21 protein-coding genes and 1 riboswitch are annotated in these 18,138 nt (G+C 41.5%); of the genes, 20 read left to right on the forward strand and 1 reads right to left on the reverse strand.

Features of this window, described 5'->3' with window-relative positions; translation table 11 throughout:
• Positions 1-77 precede the first annotated feature (77 nt).
• The 20 genes from mutL (at position 78) to EIZ39_RS03140 (ending at position 17,495) form a co-directional block, all read left to right on the forward strand.
• Positions 78-1,904: a DNA mismatch repair endonuclease MutL gene (gene mutL, locus EIZ39_RS03050; protein WP_129197290.1), complete on the forward strand. Its 1,827-nt coding sequence runs from the start codon at positions 78-80 to the stop codon at positions 1,902-1,904.
• 3 nt (positions 1,905-1,907) lie between these two features.
• A complete protein-coding gene (locus tag EIZ39_RS03055; RefSeq protein ID WP_129197292.1) occupies positions 1,908-2,681 on the forward strand; it encodes a class I SAM-dependent methyltransferase in 774 nt (257 codons plus the stop codon).
• Positions 2,682-2,694: 13 nt separating this feature from the next.
• Entirely contained in the window at positions 2,695-3,633 is a 939-nt protein-coding gene (gene miaA, locus EIZ39_RS03060; protein WP_129197294.1) for a tRNA (adenosine(37)-N6)-dimethylallyltransferase MiaA, read from the forward strand.
• Positions 3,634-3,681: 48 nt separating this feature from the next.
• Positions 3,682-3,915, forward strand: coding sequence for an RNA chaperone Hfq (gene hfq, locus EIZ39_RS03065; protein WP_129197296.1), 234 nt, complete (start codon positions 3,682-3,684; stop codon positions 3,913-3,915).
• Between the two features lie 230 nt (positions 3,916-4,145).
• Positions 4,146-4,254, forward strand: a riboswitch (SAM riboswitch).
• A 144-nt stretch (positions 4,255-4,398) separates the two neighbouring features.
• Positions 4,399-5,229, forward strand: a complete 831-nt coding sequence (locus EIZ39_RS03070; protein ID WP_129197298.1) for a MetQ/NlpA family ABC transporter substrate-binding protein — start codon at positions 4,399-4,401, stop codon at positions 5,227-5,229.
• A 126-nt stretch (positions 5,230-5,355) separates the two neighbouring features.
• Positions 5,356-6,384, forward strand: coding sequence for a methionine ABC transporter ATP-binding protein (locus EIZ39_RS03075; protein WP_129197300.1), 1,029 nt, complete (start codon positions 5,356-5,358; stop codon positions 6,382-6,384).
• Complete coding sequence (locus EIZ39_RS03080) at positions 6,374-7,036, forward strand: methionine ABC transporter permease (protein ID WP_129197302.1); 663 nt, start codon at positions 6,374-6,376, stop codon at positions 7,034-7,036. Before EIZ39_RS03075 ends, EIZ39_RS03080 begins: the two co-directional genes overlap by 11 nt.
• Positions 7,037-7,069: 33 nt before the next feature.
• On the forward strand, positions 7,070-8,242 hold the full coding sequence (locus tag EIZ39_RS03085; protein ID WP_129197304.1) for a pyridoxal phosphate-dependent aminotransferase: 1,173 nt from the start codon (positions 7,070-7,072) through the stop codon (positions 8,240-8,242).
• A gap of 135 nt (positions 8,243-8,377) precedes the next feature.
• Complete coding sequence (locus EIZ39_RS03090) at positions 8,378-8,686, forward strand: DUF4870 domain-containing protein (RefSeq protein WP_129197929.1); 309 nt, start codon at positions 8,378-8,380, stop codon at positions 8,684-8,686.
• A gap of 83 nt (positions 8,687-8,769) precedes the next feature.
• The gene (locus EIZ39_RS26360; RefSeq protein ID WP_164984864.1) at positions 8,770-8,940 is read left to right on the forward strand and encodes a hypothetical protein; all 171 of its coding nucleotides are present in this window, start codon (positions 8,770-8,772) and stop codon (positions 8,938-8,940) included.
• 159 nt (positions 8,941-9,099) lie between these two features.
• Positions 9,100-9,909, forward strand: a complete 810-nt coding sequence (yjbM, locus tag EIZ39_RS03095; RefSeq protein ID WP_129197306.1) for a GTP diphosphokinase — start codon at positions 9,100-9,102, stop codon at positions 9,907-9,909.
• Positions 9,910-10,227: 318 nt separating this feature from the next.
• Positions 10,228-11,322 (forward strand): flavodoxin-dependent (E)-4-hydroxy-3-methylbut-2-enyl-diphosphate synthase, encoded by a 1,095-nt coding sequence (gene ispG / locus EIZ39_RS03100; RefSeq protein ID WP_129197308.1) that lies wholly within the window; start codon positions 10,228-10,230, stop codon positions 11,320-11,322.
• Between the two features lie 35 nt (positions 11,323-11,357).
• Positions 11,358-11,612 (forward strand): YqkE family protein, encoded by a 255-nt coding sequence (locus EIZ39_RS03105; protein WP_129197310.1) that lies wholly within the window; start codon positions 11,358-11,360, stop codon positions 11,610-11,612.
• Positions 11,613-11,755: 143 nt separating this feature from the next.
• Positions 11,756-11,941: a hypothetical protein gene (locus EIZ39_RS03110; RefSeq protein ID WP_129197312.1), complete on the forward strand. Its 186-nt coding sequence runs from the start codon at positions 11,756-11,758 to the stop codon at positions 11,939-11,941.
• Between the two features lie 12 nt (positions 11,942-11,953).
• Positions 11,954-12,574, forward strand: a complete 621-nt coding sequence (locus EIZ39_RS03115; protein ID WP_164984865.1) for a cyclodeaminase/cyclohydrolase family protein — start codon at positions 11,954-11,956, stop codon at positions 12,572-12,574.
• 49 nt (positions 12,575-12,623) lie between these two features.
• Positions 12,624-13,346 (forward strand): HAD family hydrolase, encoded by a 723-nt coding sequence (locus tag EIZ39_RS03120; protein ID WP_164984866.1) that lies wholly within the window; start codon positions 12,624-12,626, stop codon positions 13,344-13,346.
• Between the two features lie 46 nt (positions 13,347-13,392).
• Positions 13,393-15,540: a type IA DNA topoisomerase gene (locus tag EIZ39_RS03125; protein ID WP_129197318.1), complete on the forward strand. Its 2,148-nt coding sequence runs from the start codon at positions 13,393-13,395 to the stop codon at positions 15,538-15,540.
• 2 nt (positions 15,541-15,542) lie between these two features.
• Entirely contained in the window at positions 15,543-16,349 is an 807-nt protein-coding gene (locus EIZ39_RS03130) for an NAD kinase (RefSeq protein WP_129197320.1), read from the forward strand.
• Between the two features lie 193 nt (positions 16,350-16,542).
• Positions 16,543-16,950 carry an adenosylmethionine decarboxylase gene (gene speD / locus EIZ39_RS03135; protein ID WP_129197322.1) on the forward strand — a complete coding sequence of 136 codons (408 nt, stop codon included), beginning with the start codon at positions 16,543-16,545 and terminating at the stop codon, positions 16,948-16,950.
• A 140-nt stretch (positions 16,951-17,090) separates the two neighbouring features.
• Positions 17,091-17,495: a hypothetical protein gene (locus tag EIZ39_RS03140; protein ID WP_164984867.1), complete on the forward strand. Its 405-nt coding sequence runs from the start codon at positions 17,091-17,093 to the stop codon at positions 17,493-17,495.
• A 200-nt stretch (positions 17,496-17,695) separates the two neighbouring features.
• Here EIZ39_RS03140 and EIZ39_RS03145 read toward each other — a convergent pair whose 3' ends face one another.
• Complete coding sequence (locus tag EIZ39_RS03145) at positions 17,696-17,893, reverse strand: HTH domain-containing protein (protein ID WP_129197325.1); 198 nt, start codon at positions 17,891-17,893, stop codon at positions 17,696-17,698.
• Positions 17,894-18,138 lie beyond the last annotated feature (245 nt).

Below are 18,138 nucleotides of genomic sequence, written 5' to 3' on the forward strand. Positions count from 1 at the left end.
TTCCGTGTTAGCTTGATTGTATGGTATGATAAGATGATAACCATAACAACCCCTAAGAGAAAGTAGGTGTAGGAAAAGTGGGGGTTATTCAAGTATTAGACGATCGTCTGGCCAATATGATTGCAGCTGGAGAAGTAGTCGAGAGACCGGCATCTGTAGTTAAAGAGCTTGTCGAGAATGCCATTGACGCTGGCAGTAAGCGCATCGAGGTACATGTGAAAGAGGGAGGCTTAAGTCTCATCCAGGTTATTGATGATGGCTGCGGCATGGCGGTGCAAGACTGTGAGCTCTGTTTCGAGCGACATGCAACCAGTAAGATTAAAAGAGATCGAGATCTCTTTCATATCTCTACATTAGGCTTTCGAGGGGAAGCCTTGCCGAGTATTGCCGCGGTGGCACGAGTGGAGCTTAAGAGCTGCAGAGAAACGGGACAAGCGGGGACGAGAATCATCCTTGAGGGCGGAGAGAAAAAAACGGTGGAGTCTGTTGCTCAGCCTAAAGGAACGGACATCATGGTGAAGGACTTATTCTTTAATACACCTGCCCGACTGAAATATCTTAAGAGCATTCAAACGGAGCTAGGTCATATTTCTGACTATATGAACCGTCTGGCTTTCTCTTACCCTTCAATATCTTTCTTGCTAACCAGTGATGGCAAGACTTTATTTAAGACTTATGGAGATGGTCAGCTGCAACATGTTATTGCAGCGGTGTATGGCATGCCGATTGCTAAGGAAATGGAACACCTGCAAGCGAGTAATCTTGATTTTCAGTTGGAGGGATACTTCGGAAACCCTCAGATTACTCGTGCTAATCGATCCTACATCACTCTTTTAATAAACGGGCGATACATTCGGAATCATGCCCTGATCAATGCTATTTTGCGAGGGTATCATACCTTGTTGCCTATTAATCGCTACCCCATTGCGATATTAAATATCCGGCTGGAGCCGACGTTAATTGATGTCAATGTTCACCCGGCCAAGCTCGAAGTTCGCCTAAGTAAGGAACAGGAGCTGCTTGCCTTCGTTGAAGAGGAAGTTAAGAAGATATGGGGAAGGCAGAGATTAATTCCTGAACCTACCCGTTCAAAAGCAGTGGAGGATACAGCACAGACTCGTCTAGATCTGAGTAGGACTCCGGCTTCTTATATCCAGGAACCTCGAGAGAAAGAACGCTTCTATCAGCGTGCAGAGGATGCAGAGACGACGATGAAATATACAGAGTGGCTCCTACGCTCGGCTGAGGAGAAGGAAGAGCAGAACGAACAAGGACAAAAGCTTCCACAAGTGGTGGACTCCCCCCCCACACCAACTCCCGCTGTACCAGAATTTTATCCTTTAGCTCAGCTTCATGGATCTTATATCTTAGCCCAAAGTGAAGAGGGTCTTTATATCATTGACCAGCATGCAGCACAGGAAAGAATCTGGTATGAATACTTTCTGAATAAGCTCAGTGAGGAACAGATAGAATTACAGGATTTGCTAATTCCTCTCTCGATCCACTTATCCGTTAAAGAGATGAAGCAAGTACAAGAAAAAATGAACTTATTCAATCAAGTTGGTTTAGAGATGGAACCTTTTGGGAACCAGACCTTCCTTGTTCGTTCTCATCCTAGATGGTTTATACAAGGGGAAGAGGAAGCAACCATCCATGAGATGGTGGAGATGATTATTCGTGGGGAAACTAAGATTGATACGGTGAAACTGCGCGAGAAAGCCGCGATCATGATGTCATGTAAAGCAGCGATAAAAGCCAATCGATATCTAAGTCATATCGAAATGGAAGCTTTGTTAGACAAACTTAGAGAAACCATTTCACCTTACACTTGTCCTCATGGACGACCGATTATTATTCACTTTTCGAAGTATGAGATTGAAAAAATGTTTAAGCGAGTGATGTAAGGGATGATCATAACTACATCTCAGAGGGTAAACCAAGAATTAATCAATAAGGCTCAGGCATTAGCTGAGAGGGTAAACGGAACGTTTGTTTCAAGAAGGGAAAGGTCAATTAGGAAGTTTTATATAGAGGAGAAAATAGAGCAATTCCTTGTTGTTTCAAAGGATAGGATTCAGTGGTATGCAGAAGGAAATGAACGTCCATTTTTTTTTCATCCTGGGATGTCTGCCATTCGTATAAAGCGCTTGTTAGGCGGCGATAATGATATAATGATTCAAACATGTCAGTTGCAATCAGGGGATTCTATGTTAGATTGCACGATGGGTCTTGGAGCGGATAGTCTTGTTGCTTCCTTTGTGGTAGGAGAGACAGGAAGAGTCGTAGGAATTGAGTCAGAGCCTATGATCGCTCTCCTTGTCGAAGAAGGGCTAAAAGAGCTTGAACTATTTAAGGAATTGGATGAAGCGGCAAGAAGGATTGAAGTAATAGCCAAGCATCATTTAGAGGTATTGCAGCGCTTGCCTAGCAAGAGTTTTGATGTTGTATACTTTGATCCGATGTTTCGCCAAAGTATTGCTGAATCGACCTCTCTGCAGGTACTTCGCGGCTTTGCTAACCCATCCCCTCTTGAAACGACCGCCATTCAGGAAGCCGTTCGGGTGGCCAGGCGTCGCGTAGTTCTTAAGGAGCGAAGGGATAGCCGAGAATTCGATCGCTTGGGATTTACCATGATCTACAACGAGAACAAGGAAGTCGCCTATGGCATCCTCGAGGTTTGAAGGAGAATAAGACATGAGTAATAAAGAGAAACTCCTCGTGATTGTAGGTCCGACTGCAGTGGGGAAAACGTCCTTAAGTATCGATCTGGCTAAGGCGCTAGATGGTGAGATCATCTCGGGGGATTCCATGCAGGTTTATAAGGGAATGGATATCGGAACAGCCAAGATTACAGAAGCTGAGATGGATTCGGTTCCTCATTATTTGATTGATATCCTTGAGCCGGATAAAGATTTCTCGGTTGCTGATTTTCAGCATCAGTCACGCCAGCTCATTACGGAAATCAATCTGAGGGGTAAGCTTCCTATGATCGTGGGAGGAACAGGGCTGTATATCCAGTCCGTCATCTATGAGTACAAGTTCTCAGAAGCGCAGAAGGACCTATCCTTGCGTACAGCCTTAGAAGAGTATACGGAACTCCATGGGAAGGAAGCACTCCATCAGCGCTTGCAGGCCATTGATCCAATTACAGCTAAGCGATTGCATCAAAATGATGTAAAAAGAGTTATCCGTGCCCTTGAAATCTATGAATTAACGGGTAAGCCGATGGCCGAATATCAACAGCGTTCTTCCGAATCCCCCTATCAGCTCTGTCTTCTGGGATTGACTATGGAACGCACACTTCTCTATGAGAGAATAAATATGAGAGTGGACTTGATGATTAGTCAAGGCCTTGTGGCTGAAGTTCAGAGATTGCTGGATCAAGGATATGATAGCAGTATACCTTCACTGCAAGGAATTGGTTATAAAGAGGTCATAGATTACTTACATGGTAAAACATCGCTAGATGAAGCGATTGAACGAATTAAAAAGAATAGCCGTAATTTTGCTAAGCGTCAATTGACTTGGTTTAGGTCTATGAAAGATATCAACTGGCTCGATATGACAGAACCTGGGGATAGAGCTGAGCTTGTCGAAAATATTCGAAGCTTTGTAGCAGGAAAGATTAGGTAAGATAACGAATATAACTGTTAAGATATAAATAGAGGAGGTAAACCCCCAATGGCAAATTCCATCAACATTCAGGATACGTTTCTTAACCACTTAAGAAAGGAAAATGTTCCCGTTACCATATATTTAGTGAACGGATTCCAATTGAGAGGTCTCATTCGTGCATTTGATAATTTTACAATCGTGATTGATAGCGATGGCAAGCAACAATTAGTCTATAAGCACGCCATCTCGACTTTCCTTCCACAACGTCCTGTATCTTTGATGCCTGATAATCAAGAGTAAGCCTTAAGTCGGAGTAGAACTCCGGCTTTTTTCATTTACTCAGATTGTTCAAATTATAAAGACTTCATCTTTTTTCGTTGACATAATGAGTAAAACGTAATATTCTCAATATCGTTAACTTCTTCACATTCGGCATTTTTCAACAGATCGAAAGATAATGTTGACAACAATGGAGTCGGATGGTAGAGTAAGAGTAACAATTAAATAAAACAATTCCAATCGGAATTGTTTTCTTATCCAGAGAGGTGGAGGGACTGGCCCGATGAAACCCGGCAGCGGATCTTCAAAGAGAAGATGCTGTGCCAATTCCACAGGACGAATTGTCCTGACAGATAAGAGCGTGACCGTGACTACTACACGTCAAACCTCTTCTCTGAGCGAAGAGGTTTTTTATTTGTCAAACAACCAAGGGCCCTGGTAGCTGACAGTAAAAAGGTTCGCTCTCCTTAACACGAATACACATATGAAGGGGAGTATTAGAAAATGAAAAAGTGGACAAAGGTGTTAACAACTTCTATTTTAGCAGTATCACTTCTTGCGGGGTGTGGAAGTTCTTCCGATCAGCCAAGTCAAGCTAGTGGCGGTGGAGACCAAGTTACCAAGATTAAAGTAGGGGTAACTGCTGGTCCTCACGAAGAAGTAATGGAAAAAGTAAAAGAGGTAGCAGCAAAAGATGGCCTTGAAATTGAAATTGTTGCCTTTAACGATTATGTGCAACCAAATAAGGTATTAGCAGAAGGGGAATTGGATGCTAATAGTTTCCAGCATGAGCCTTACTTGGAAAGATTCAAGGCAGATCATAACTTAGATCTTGTAAAACTAGCTAACAACATTAACTTCCCAATGGGACTTTACTCTACTAAAATTAAAGATGTCAGTGAACTAGAAGATGGGGCACAAGTAGGATTACCAAACGACCCAACGAATGGAGCAAGAGCACTTCAACTGTTTGAGGAAGCAGGCTTAATTAAGTTGAAGGAAGGGGTAGGAGTTAAAGCTACGATTCACGATATTGCTGAGAATCCTAAGAACTTGAAGTTTAAAGAACTAGAAGCTGCATTTATTCCTAAGGCTCTTGATGATCTTGCGGTAGCAGCAATCAATACGAACTTTGCGATGGAGCATGGATATGTTCCAACGAAGGATTCCATCTTTATTGAGCCTAGTGATTCTCCGTGGGTAAATCTTATTGCCGTACGTACAGCTGATAAAGATCGTCCAGAATTTCAAAAGCTTGTAAAAGCTTATCACTCTGACGAAGTTAAGAAGTTTATAGAAGAGCATTTCCAAGGATCTGTTGTACCATCCTGGTAGTTTTCCTTGTATGCAGGAAAAAAGAGGATTAGGAGATGCTTTTGAAAAGGGAAGAGAAGACCTCCAACAGGGGGTCCTTCTTTTTGTTTGGTCTATGAGCAAAGATGTTTGGAGGTTGGGTACTCAATGATTGTTATCAAAAATTTATATAAAACATATGAACAAAATGGACGCAATGTAGAGGCGGTTAAGAACGTTAGCCTAGAGATAAAGAAGGGTGAAATCTTCGGAGTTATTGGGTTTAGTGGTGCCGGAAAAAGCAGCTTGATCCGTTGTGTTAATCTCTTGGAGACGCCTAGTTCAGGATCTGTCATGGTAAATGGGGTTGAAATGACAAATCTATCTGAGCGCAACCTACGTGAGGCAAGGCGGAAAATAGGAATGATCTTTCAGCACTTTAATTTACTTTCATCTAGTACGGTGTTTGAAAATATTGCAGCCCCTCTTGAGTTAGCTAATACGCCAAAGCATATAATCGAAAAGAAAGTTAATGAATTATTAGGTTTAGTCGGATTGTCAGATAAAGGGGCTTCTTATCCATCACAATTATCAGGGGGGCAAAAGCAAAGAGTAGCGATTGCTCGAGCATTAGCTAATGATCCAGAAATCCTTCTTTGTGATGAAGCAACCTCTGCCCTAGATCCCCAGACTACTGACTCTATTTTGGATTTACTATTGGATATCAATAAGAAATTTCAAATCACAATTATGTTGATTACCCATGAAATGCATGTCATTAAGAAAATTTGTGATCATGTGGCGGTTATGGAAAATGGGCAGGTTGTAGAGCAGGGAAGTGTATTAGAGATATTTTCACAACCTAAAACCCAAACGACCAAAAACTTCATTAAAAATGTTTTTGACATTAATTTACCTCAAAATCTTCAACTTAAGTTTAAAAACGAAAGGGCAAATGGGGAAATCATCCGTGTCTCTTTTGTCGGTGAAACAACAACAGAACCTGTCTTTGCTGAACTGGCTACCCGTTTTCCGCTTCGTCCCAATATCTTGTTTGGGAATATAACACAAATTAAGGAAACCACCTTTGGAAGTCTCATCTTGAAGCTAACAGGTGAAGCGAGTGTAATTCAACAAGGAATGGAGTACTTGCAAAGTGAAGGCTTGAGTGTGGAGGTGCTGCAGGATGTTGACTAGTTTATTTGATCGAAGCGATCTATATATTCAATCCTTAATTGAAACTTGGTGGATGGTATTTTACGCTTTATCGATCTCGGCATTAATAGGACTCCCGCTTGGTGTTCTATTGGTGGTTACTCGTCCGAAGCATATTTTTGAGAATGTCATGATCTATAATGTCTTGAATGTCATAATTAATATTCTTAGATCGGTGCCTTTTGTTATTCTTATGGTTGCTATTATCCCATTTACGAAGTTTATCGTAGGGACTGCCATTGGTGTTAAAGGAGCTATCGTACCTCTTGTGGTCTATACGGCTCCCTACATTGCAAGATTAATGGAATCTGCTCTTCTCGAAGTGGACCCTGGAATTATTGAGGCTTTTAAATCTATGGGAGCAAGCAGAAGACAGATTATCTGGCGTGTGATGATCAGAGAAGCTAGACCAGCAATATCATTAGGTTTAACCATTGCGACGATCGGTTTGATCGGGGCAACCGCGATGGCAGGGGTGATTGGTGCGGGTGGTTTAGGAGACTTAGCGATTCGTTACGGTTATCAGCGATGGGAACTTGATGTTATGCTTTGGACTGTTATTCTCTTAATTATTATTGTTCAAGGGGTTCAGTCCATTGGGAACTATATTGCGAAACGTCTTCGGAAAAACTAAGGCATGGAGTAATCATGTAAGGGGAATGAAAGCATGAACATTGAATCAGCTGATATTATGAAAGGCTTGCCAACTCAATTTTTCGCTACGCTTGTCGCGAAGGTGCAAAGGGAGGCAGCGGCAGGACACGATATAATTAATCTAGGTCAAGGAAATCCAGATCTACCTACCCCTGAGCATATCGTGGAAGAGATGCAACGTGCCGTAGCTAATCCTATTCACCATAAATATCCCCCATTCCAAGGGCGCAGGGAATTGAAAGAAGCGGTTGCTCATTGGTATAAAAGTGAATTCGATGTTGAGTTGGATCCAGAACAAGAAGTGGCTATCGTTTTTGGGGGGAAAACAGGCTTAATTGAAGTATGTCAAGTCTTATTAAACCCTGGAGATATCTGCCTAGTGCCAGATCCAGGATATCCAGATTATTGGTCGGGGGTTGCTTTAACAGGGGCTCGCATGTCCTTTATGCCTCTTCGAGAAGCGAATCAATTCCTACCGGATTATTCAGCTATTCCTATTGAAGATGTAAATAAAGCTAAACTTATGTTCTTGAATTATCCTAATAATCCCACTGCAGCGACGGCGCCACTTTCTTTCTTTGAAGAAACGATTCAATATGCAGACAAACATGGGATTGTGGTCTGTCATGACTTTGCCTATGGGGCAATTGGATTTGATGGACAAAAGCCAGTGAGCTTTCTCCAAGCCCCGGGAGCGAAAGAAGTGGGGATCGAAGTATATACACTTTCCAAAACTTATAACATGGCTGGCTGGCGAGTGGGTTTTGTCGTAGGAAATAGAAAAATGGTAAGTCTGATCAATCTCCTACAGGACCACCTTTTTGTAAGTCTGTTTGGAGCAGTCCAGATGGCGGCAACCCATGCCTTAACTAGTTCACAGGAGTGTGTAAGAGAATTAGTATCAACATATCAGTCGAGAAGAGATACGTTATTTCATGGATTATCTCAAATTGGTTGGCAGGCTAAGCCATCTCAAGGCTCTTTCTTTGCTTGGCTGCCAGTTCCAGATGGATATAGCTCCGTTTCCTTTGCGGACAAACTGCTAGATGAAGCCCATATTGTTGTAGCTCCAGGAAAAGGGTTTGGAGAGTACGGAGAAGGGTACGTTCGGGTCGGATTGTTAACACCAGGGGAACGTCTTAAGGAAGCGATCTCGAGAATTGATCAATTAGGGATATTTAAGTAATAGAAACAAAAGAGACTTGGCTGACCCCAAGTCTTTTTCCCGTTTCTTGTATCTTTTTTCTCCATGTACGAAACTATTTATTTGTTAAGTACGTATTATAGAATGATGAAACCAATGAAAGGATTGAATGCTCCGATGGATAGAAAAGCTTCACTCATCGTTATACATGCGAGTGCCTTTTTTGCTCCTATACTTGTTCCCCTGATTTTTATGTTTATTACAAAGGATCATGAAGTAAAGGATTTTGCTATACAGGCTTTACTATTTCATATTCTTCTTAGCTTCTGCATTTTTATTTCCTTTGTCTTATCCTTTGTATTAATTGGGATGCCTCTTCTTGTGTTCTTTGGAATCGTTGGGGTGTGGTACCCCATTAAGGGAATTATCTATGCAGCGCAAGAAAGACCTTATGGTTATCCTATCGTAGCCAAATGGGTAATGTAAAAATTCAAGGAAAGTTTTATATCCCTTCAGCATATAAATATAAAGGTTAAAAACAAGGATTAGGTAATATGGAGGGATTAAAGATGTACTTAGGCGTATTCGATCTTAAGCAACGACTCGAACATACTAGGAAGCTATTGAAAGACAAAATTCGGCTAAAGGAGTTGCTAGACGATGATATTAAAGAATTGGAGCAATCCATAAAAGACATAGAAGATATGATGAATAAAACTGAAAAAGCAATACTCGTGTAACTTGTTATTAAGGCCTCTCAGCCAATGTGGGAGGCCTTAAAACTTTCCCTTCACGAAGAAATCCTGTAAAATAGATTTGGTAACAATTTGCATGATTTCCCTAGCTTGATCTTGTTGAGAAGGGAAAGAAGGGAAGAAACTCTGGCAGGAGGAATCGGAGTGAGCAATCGTGATTGGGATAAATTCTTGATCCCGTATGAGCAAGCGGTAGAAGAACTAAAGATAAAGTTTAAAGGAATTCGAAAAGAATATAAAAAAAGGGAAGATTATTCTCCTGTTGAATTTGTAACGGGGAGGGTAAAGCGGATATCGAGTATATTCTCTAAGGCGAAAAGACTCAATGTCTCGATGGAAAACATTGAGACGGGGATTGAAGATATAGCTGGCATACGCATCATGTGTCAATTTGTTGAGGATATTGATAAGGTAAGGGAACTCGTCTTACTTAGAAAAGATATGGAAGTGATCTATGAAAAGGACTACGTTAATAATCAAAAAGATAGCGGGTATCGAAGTCATCATATTATCGTGAGGTACCCCGTGCAGACTTCCATAGGTCCGAAAGAAATACTAGCCGAAGTTCAAATTCGGACGTTGGCCATGAATTTCTGGGCAACTATTGAACATTCCCTCAATTATAAATATGAACAAAATATTCCCCCTCATATTCGTGAAAGATTGGTTAAAGCAGCAGAGGCTGCACATGAGTTAGATAAAGAGATGTCATTAATTCGGGAAGAGGTCAAGGATGCTCAACAGGAATTTGAAACAAAATCACAAATGGTAAGTAATATCCTGCGAGATATCCAACGACTTTATAGTTATGGCAAGGTCACCGAAGCCGATCGGTATTATCAGAGCTTTAAGGAGATTTGGGAATACGGTCGAATTTCACAACTTGGGCACCTAGGAGAACGTATTCGTTTAGCAATAGAAAATGCGGTTACGGATTCAGAAGGGACGGTATAGCAGCCGTCCTTTTTTAAACAAAAATTTAAGCTTAGCATAAGACAGAAAAAATCTCCTCGGATAAGGAGGAGAAGAAACAAAGGTTATGAGGTAGTGTTATTATAACACAGGTATTTCCTATTTAACAGAATTTTTTAATAATTACAACAAGAAATATCGCTATCGAAGACTTGACTAGATGGTTTACAATAGAGGTATACCAATATTAATCTCTAACCTAAGGCTGTCCGAGGATCAACAGGCATAGAAATGAGGGGTTAGTGAACAGTTCCTTTCCTTATGCTTTTCCCTCTGACAGGATAAAAAAGGAGTTACGTTATGTACCATAGAACGCAGACCAAGCCAGTTAAAGTAGGAAACCTGACCATCGGCGGAAGTGATCAAGTGGTTATACAGAGCATGACCACTACGAAAACAGCGGATGTGAAGTCTACTGTAGAACAGATTCTCCGCTTAGAAGAAGCAGGCTGCCAGGTTGTTCGGGTAACTGTAAATAATATGGAAGCGGCTGAAGCGATAAAGGAAATTAAGAAGCAGATTCATATCCCACTTGTGTCGGATATTCACTTTGATTATAAGCTAGCTCTTAAGGCAATTGAGAATGGAATTGACAAGGTAAGGATTAACCCAGGGAATATCGGGAAGAGAGAAAAAGTAGAAGAAGTGGTGAAGGCGTGTAAAGAAAGAGGGGTACCGATCCGTATTGGTGTAAATGCAGGATCTTTAGAGAAGCACCTATTGGACAAGTATGGTTACCCTACAGCTGATGCAATGGTGGAAAGTGCCCTTCATCATATTGGAATCCTAGAAGACCTCGATTTTCATGATATTATTGTCTCTTTGAAGGCATCGGACGTACCGTTAGCGATAGAGGCCTATACGAAAGCTGCTTCTGCCTTCTCTTATCCACTTCACCTAGGAATTACAGAGGCAGGAACCTTGTTTTCCGGAACGGTCAAGAGTGCGGCAGGTCTTGGCGCCTTATTAGCACAGGGAATAGGTTCTACGATTCGGATTTCTCTCAGTGCAGATCCTGTTGAGGAAATTAAGGTATGCCGTGAATTGCTGAAAACATTCGGGTTAGCTGCGAATGCTGCGACACTGATTTCTTGTCCTACGTGTGGTCGCATTGAAATTGATCTTATTTCTGTAGCTAATGAGATTGAAGATTACATCAGTAAAGTCAGGGCTCCAATTAAGGTTGCCGTCCTTGGTTGCGCAGTTAACGGGCCAGGGGAGGCTCGGGAAGCCGATATTGGAATCGCGGGAGCTAGAGGAGAAGGATTGCTTTTCCGTCACGGTGAAATTGTTAGAAAGATCCCAGAAGCGGTGTTGGTTGAGGAGCTTAAGAAAGAAATAGATGCTTTAGCGGAGGTCTATGAACGTACTGGAGAATTACCTAGGAGACATTAAGTCTTCAAGTATCCAAAAGGAGGTTAATAGATCTTATGAAAAGAAAAACGTCCTCCAAGTCTTCTTCTAAACCTGCAAACAATGAAGCAGCTCTCAGTTTAGGTGACTTGCTAAGTCAAGACATGGCCGAGCAATTAAAGAAGATAAAAAAGGAAAAAGAACAGGAACTACAGAAGCAACGAGAAGAAGAATTGGCTCGTAAGCAATTCGAAGCAAAACAAAGAGAAAAGAATAAAACGTTTGAAGAGCTTCTTAATGAAACTCCAATGGATTGGAAGAAATACAAATAGCTGACATAAATCCAAATCCCTCAGTGCAAAATAGGATATATCATGCATTGGGGGCATTTTTTTGTTGTAGCCATCACTTATTTACATTAGGAGTCTGAAAAGAGAAGGCTTCGAATAGGAATAAGTGGAGGGGGGATACACGAATGCTTGTCCAATTTATTTCGGGAGTTACGTTTTTATCTTTTATCTTTCTCTGGGCTATAGATGGATTTGAAGGTTATTTTAAAAACTTTGAAAAGCAAATTGCAGAAGTCAGTTACATGGACCGCATTAATAAGGAAAAGTATCTTGAAGAGGTTGGCTATAATGTAATGAATGATCCGTGGTAGGAGTAGATAGCATTGAGGGACTCTCTGTTCATCCATTCGATAAAGGAATATATAAGGTTATTAAGCTCTTCTGCTCCAACCCCAGGGGGAGGCAGCACATCGGCTGTCGTTGCCTCCCTAGGAGCGGCTATCGCTCTTATGGCGGCAAGAATCAGTGATCGCTCTGAGGTGGAAATAGAGCTGCAGATACGGATTCAGAGTTTGTTGAAGCATCTTGATCATTTTGAAGCATTGTGCCAAGAGGATATTCAAGCCTTTCAAGAGGTGATGACTGCCCTTGAAAAGAAAGAGGAGAAAGAACAGCTTCAGCACCGAATTTTACAAGCGGCTCAAGTGCCCTTCGAACTTGCAAGAGAGTGTTTGGATACAATATGTCTATGCGGTGAGCTTCTCTACCGGATAAAAAAGAATGTACTAAGCGATCTTGGCTGTGCTGTATTGTTTCTCGATGCTGCTTGCCAAGGAGCCTTACTGACGATGAGTATAAACTTGAAATATATAAAAGATAGCAAGCAACTTCAATTTTATCAAGGGGAAGTGGAAAGGTTGAAAAAGCAGAGTCGTGTCACGTGTAAAGATATACTTAAACGAGTAGAGACTCAGATGGAGAACATTCGATCAAAGGAAAAGTAAACCTATTATTCCGCCTTTGATTGTGAACATGAGAAGGGGGAGAATATCTGTGTATAAAGCTGTTTTTTTAGATTTAGATAATACGATCTTTAGCTTCGACGAGATGTATAAGAAGACTTCTCATGAAGCCTTGAACCAAGTGATCGGAATTCAAGAACTTGGGCTTGCATTTCCATCATTTTATGAAACGTTTCGATCTATAGCGGACGAGCTATATTTTGAATATGAAAAGGGAAAACGAACGATGGACAGCTATCGAGATGAAAGATGGATCAGAACCTTTAAGCACTTTAAAATCCCGATCGAGCAGGATAAGATGAAAGAATTAAATGAGTATATTGTCTCCAATTACCTTGATCATGTCGAGCCATTTACTGGGGCAAGAGAATTTCTTCAGAGGTTGCAAGAGCGATACCGAGTGGGACTGATTACGAATGGTCCAGTCGAAATGCAGTTGGCCAAGCTGGGTAAAATGAATATGATGTCTTACTTTGAAAAGGATCTCGTTATTATTTCCGAAGAGATTGGGGTGAGTAAGCCCGATCCAAGAATCTTTCAACAGGCCTTAGCGAGAGCTGGGATGACGGCTGAGGAAGCCGTTCACATGGGAGACTCAATGAAGCATGATATTGTAGGGGCTAATGGAATAGGAATGGCTTCTGCTTTAATCCATACTGAAAAAACTGATTTAGCCAATCAGGTTCCTACCTACCATTTTCGAGATTTTTTTGACGCTGCAGAGGTTTTTTTCAATAAAGTGGAGAATGTGTAAAGTGCGCCTTTGCGCACTTTTTAGTTTCTTTTAAGGAGGTGTCTTCTTGAAGACGCTCGTTATCGCAGAAAAGCCCTCTATGGGTCGAACTATTGCTGCTGTTATGGAACCTAGAGGCAAGAATAATAAGACTTATATTGAAGGGCAAGATTATATCATTACGTGGGCAATAGGACATTTAGTTGAATTGGCCCAACCGGAAAAATATGATGCTAAATTTAAAAGGTGGAACCTAAACGACCTCCCTATTATTCCCCAATCTTTTAAACTAGTCCCCAACTTTAAAACCCGCGATCAACTGAAGACGATTGCCGAACTTTCCAAGAGATGCCAAACATTAATTAATGCGTGTGATGCAGGACGGGAAGGCCAGCTTATTTTCTATTTTATTCAGCGTCATCTCGGATTGAAGCAACCGGTTAAACGTTTATGGATTTCAGATCTGACTCCGGAAACGATCCGTCGCGGTTTTATGCAATTGAAAGATGAAACGGAGTACGCTAATCTGACCAAGGCTGCCAAGTCCCGAAGTGAAGCGGACTGGTTAGTAGGAATGAACGGATCGAGGGCTTTTACAACACAAGTGAAGGCGCTTGTATCTGTAGGGAGGGTACAGACCCCCGTACTTGCCTTGATTTATGATCGGCAAAAGGAAATGGAAGAATTCAAGAAGGCTAACTACTATGAGATTGTAGCTCACTTCAGGCAAGATGATTTTGAATACAAGGGAAAATGGCAAGGAGAGAGAATACTGGATCGGAAGTTTGCTGAGACGATCGTGGAGAAGGTGAACCTAAAGAGAGGGCGCATTGCGCAATATGAACAGAAAGAGACAAAAGAATATCCATTTAAATTATATGATTTGACTTTATTACAGAGAGAGGCCAACGCCAAGCTCCACTTCTCAGCCAAGAAGACGTTAGATCTTGCCCAGGCTTTGTACGAGAAACATAAATTGATATCCTATCCGCGGACAAATAGCAACTATGTCACCGAGGAGAATATTCCTGAGATGTATCGAACCTTGGAGTCTCTTCGGGGTACAGATTATGGGGCCCTAGCTAACGGAGCGAATAAATCCATAGTTCATAAAAATAACAGGAGCATATGTAATCCTTCAAAAGTTGAGGATCATCACGCCATCCTTCCCACAAGTAAGAAACCAGGTAAGCTCACGGTAGATGAACAGAAACTGTATGATATGATTGTTAGAAGATTTCTTTCTCAGTTCTATCCCCCTGCAGAATACCAAGTTCACAATGTGATCACGGAAGTTGAAGGAGAGAGGTTCAAAACTCAGGTAAAGCAGCTTTTATCGGCGGGATGGAAGGTGGTCTACCCGGAAACTCCGAAGGGAAAGAAAAAAATAGAGGTAGAGCAAGAACAAGAAGAAATGGTAGCCTCATTTCCTATTGAACCGAGCAAGCCAGCTCTGTGCCAACGTGCCGATTGTATGGAGAAAGAAACCACACCTCCAAGCCTATATACGGAGGGAACCCTACTTAAAGCCATGGAGAGCGCGGGGAAGCGCATAGAGGATGAAGAATTGCGCGACGCCATGAAAGACTCAGGGCTTGGCACCCCTGCGACCCGCGCTGCTACAATTGAACGGCTAAAAAAGGTGGGCTACATTGCGATGGAGGGTAAGAAGCTAGCCTTAACTCCTAAGGGACGCTCAACAATTGAATGGATCCGTCAAATTGGGATTGAGCTTCTTACATCACCTGAAATGACGGGACAATGGGAAAGAAGATTAAATGAAATTGCAAAGGGGCAAGCGTCAGACACTTCTTTCCTTGAGCAGGTGAAGAAGCTAACTCACCTCATCGTGGAGAAGGTTCGTAACCAACCGTTGCCAAACATCGCTACAGAGTCCATCCGGCAAACGACGGCTGCTCGCCTACCGCTGGGCACTTGTCCTCGAGCGGGATGTGGAGGGCAGATTGTGGAAGGAAATAAGGGTTATGGTTGCACTCATTATAAAACGGGCTGTACCTTTGTGATCTGGAAAAACAGCTTTGGTAAAAAGATTTCCGAAGGTATGGTAAAAACTCTAATAACCAAGGGAAAGACAGGAAAACTAAAGTTTAAGAGCAAAACTGGTCATCAGTATGAAGCTAAGCTAGTATTAAAAAGTGAAAGTACGGGAGAATTAGAATTAGAATTTATAAATAATAAGAAAGCGGAGATGTAAATATGGAGTTTGCAGTCATAAGCAGAGGCGATGAGGTCTCTGAGGCAAAGAAAGAAATAGTCACCCAGTATCTGAATGGCCAAGGCTTTAACTACAACCAAGTTTTTCCAAGGGTTGTCATCGCTATCGGCGGAGATGGGACGGTACTGCAAGCCTTTCATACATATAAGCATCGGTTAGAAAGTACAGCGTTTATTGCTTATAATACGGGGCATTTAGGTTTTTATTCAGATTGGGACAATGTAGAATCCCTCCTAGAAGCCATAGTGGATAGCAGTTTAATTACAGTAGAATATCCACTGGTTCAAGCTGAGGTGGAAGCAGATGGCCAAACCGTAACCTACCAAGCTCTTAATGACGTTACCATTAAAGGGGTTAAAGGCTCCGTTCAAATTGACGTACGATTAAACAATCATCACTTTGAGTCGTTTAAAGGGGATGGTTTATGCATATCAAGCCCTTCAGGCAGTACTGGCTATAACAAAAGCTTAGGTGGGGCGATTGTTCACCCCTCACTTGAGATCATCCAGTTAAGTGAGATGGCATCCATAAATAATCGAGTTTACCGGACCATTGGTTCCTCCCTGGTAATTCCGAAGCATCATATCCTTACGTTGTTACCAAAAGCTGACACATACATGCTCTCTGTCGATCATGAGTCGTTCCCAGTGGAATCGATTCAACAGCTTACCTGTTCGGTTGCTAAAGAGAAGATTCGTTTTCTTCGGTGTCGTTCTTTCCCTTTTTGGAATCGAGTTAAAGAGGCATTCATCTCATTAAATGACTGCGAACCAAGAGGTGGAAGATAGGTCTTCTTCGAAGATATAATGGATTCCCCCAAAAAAAGGGCTTGCGTCATGGTTCAATACATGTTATTTTATTCATTGTTGATACAGAATAGGAACCAGGATTCACTCAAGGAAATTCTCCTCGATGAAAGTGAATGGCGTAGGTCCTAGCGATATCGTTTAACTATAATATGCTAGGAGGGGGGACCGAAAGATGGAATACTCAACTTTCGGAAGACATGTTGCAATTGATACTTGGGGTGTAGACTTTGATTTATTGAACAATGCAGGACTACTTCAACATCATATGGTAGAAGCTGCTGAGGCTTGTGGTGCTACGGTGTTATCCGTACAATCCAAGCAATTTGATCCACAAGGGGCTACAGTTCTGGTTCTTTTGTCTGAGAGTCATATCTCAATTCACACTTACCCTGAGAGAGGGTTCGCTGCACTTGACTGTTATACTTGCGGTGATACTGTAGATCCTGAAGTTGCTATTGAATATTTGGTTAAGATCCTTAATCCGGAGAAGACTTACGCACGCAAGATCATCCGTGGTGTTGGTGAGATGGAAGTCGTAATACCAGATCTAGTGAAGGAATCTGTACCCGTTATAAAGTAAATGAAGAAACCCAGCCACCTTATTCTCAGGTGGCTTTTCCATTACTTACTTGCATCATATCAAGGCAATTAGTGATATATTTGAATAAATAAAAGAGGACCTCTTCAACGAATTCTTATAGAATGGGGACGTGATGGATAATGAATCACATCTTTCTAATGTCTGAAAGTCCTGAGGCTCAGCTCAAAACGAACATCGTTGCTGGTCAAGAGTGGATCGATGTACGTAAATGCCTAAATGAAGGCTGCATTGGCTGGTCAAAGAATCTGGATATGGAAGTTTGTCCATTTTGCACGGGTAAGATGGTCATAACTCAAAAGAAGACACCACAAATTCAAGCGGTTAATTCATGCAGGAACTGCTTCTACCTTGTTAAGTCAGAAAACCTTTGCATGAAGAAGCAAAAGAAGCTATCCTTCCATGCGAGCGATTATTCTGAGGATTGTTCCTCTTATAAAATGGAGCGCAAGGCGACAAAAAAGGAGCGCACAGAAAAAGAACGATTTCTTGATGAGTGGAAGAGAAAAGTGACAGCTAACCTATAATAGACAGAAGAATGTACCTAATGGATACTTTCCTACATGGTCATTCTTCTTTTTTGGGTTTTTAGAAAATTAAGCGTTTTCATTGCTTGTTTTCATGCTTTCGACTATAATAAATCTTGTCGAGTGTTTTAATGTTTTTACATCCTTATTAGGCGTTCATTAAGTATTCAATACTTAGATGAACGCCCTTTTTTGTGTGTTTAGATAACGACCCACTTTCCTTTTCCTGTATTCTTAATTAGGTTATTGTATTCTAGCGTTTTTAGATCTCTCTGAATGGTACGTGTAGTATATCCAAACTCTTCGGCCAACTCCGTCGAATGTACATCATTCCCTTTCTTTTTCAGATAGTAGTAGATGGATTTGATACGGGTTACCATTCGTTCATTTGGATTCAACTAACAACGCCTCCTTTTAGAAGTGAGAAATTCGATAAGAAATGTTCTATTCCTCAAAAAGGTAATAGATCTGGTCTTATGTTTCCTGCAAAACTTGAAGAGAAAGAGGATGGTAGCTTTTTCTGGTTTAGGAATAGTCCTTAGTCATATTTTGGATTTATTTCCTATTATTATCCTGTCCGATTCGCAAAATTTGAGACGATCTAAACAGAAGATAATAAGTATTACCTGTTGCAACGCGAAAG

Origin of the sequence: Ammoniphilus sp. CFH 90114 (assembly GCF_004123195.1) — a bacterium.
In the GTDB taxonomy this organism is placed as follows: domain Bacteria; phylum Bacillota; class Bacilli; order Aneurinibacillales; family RAOX-1; genus YIM-78166.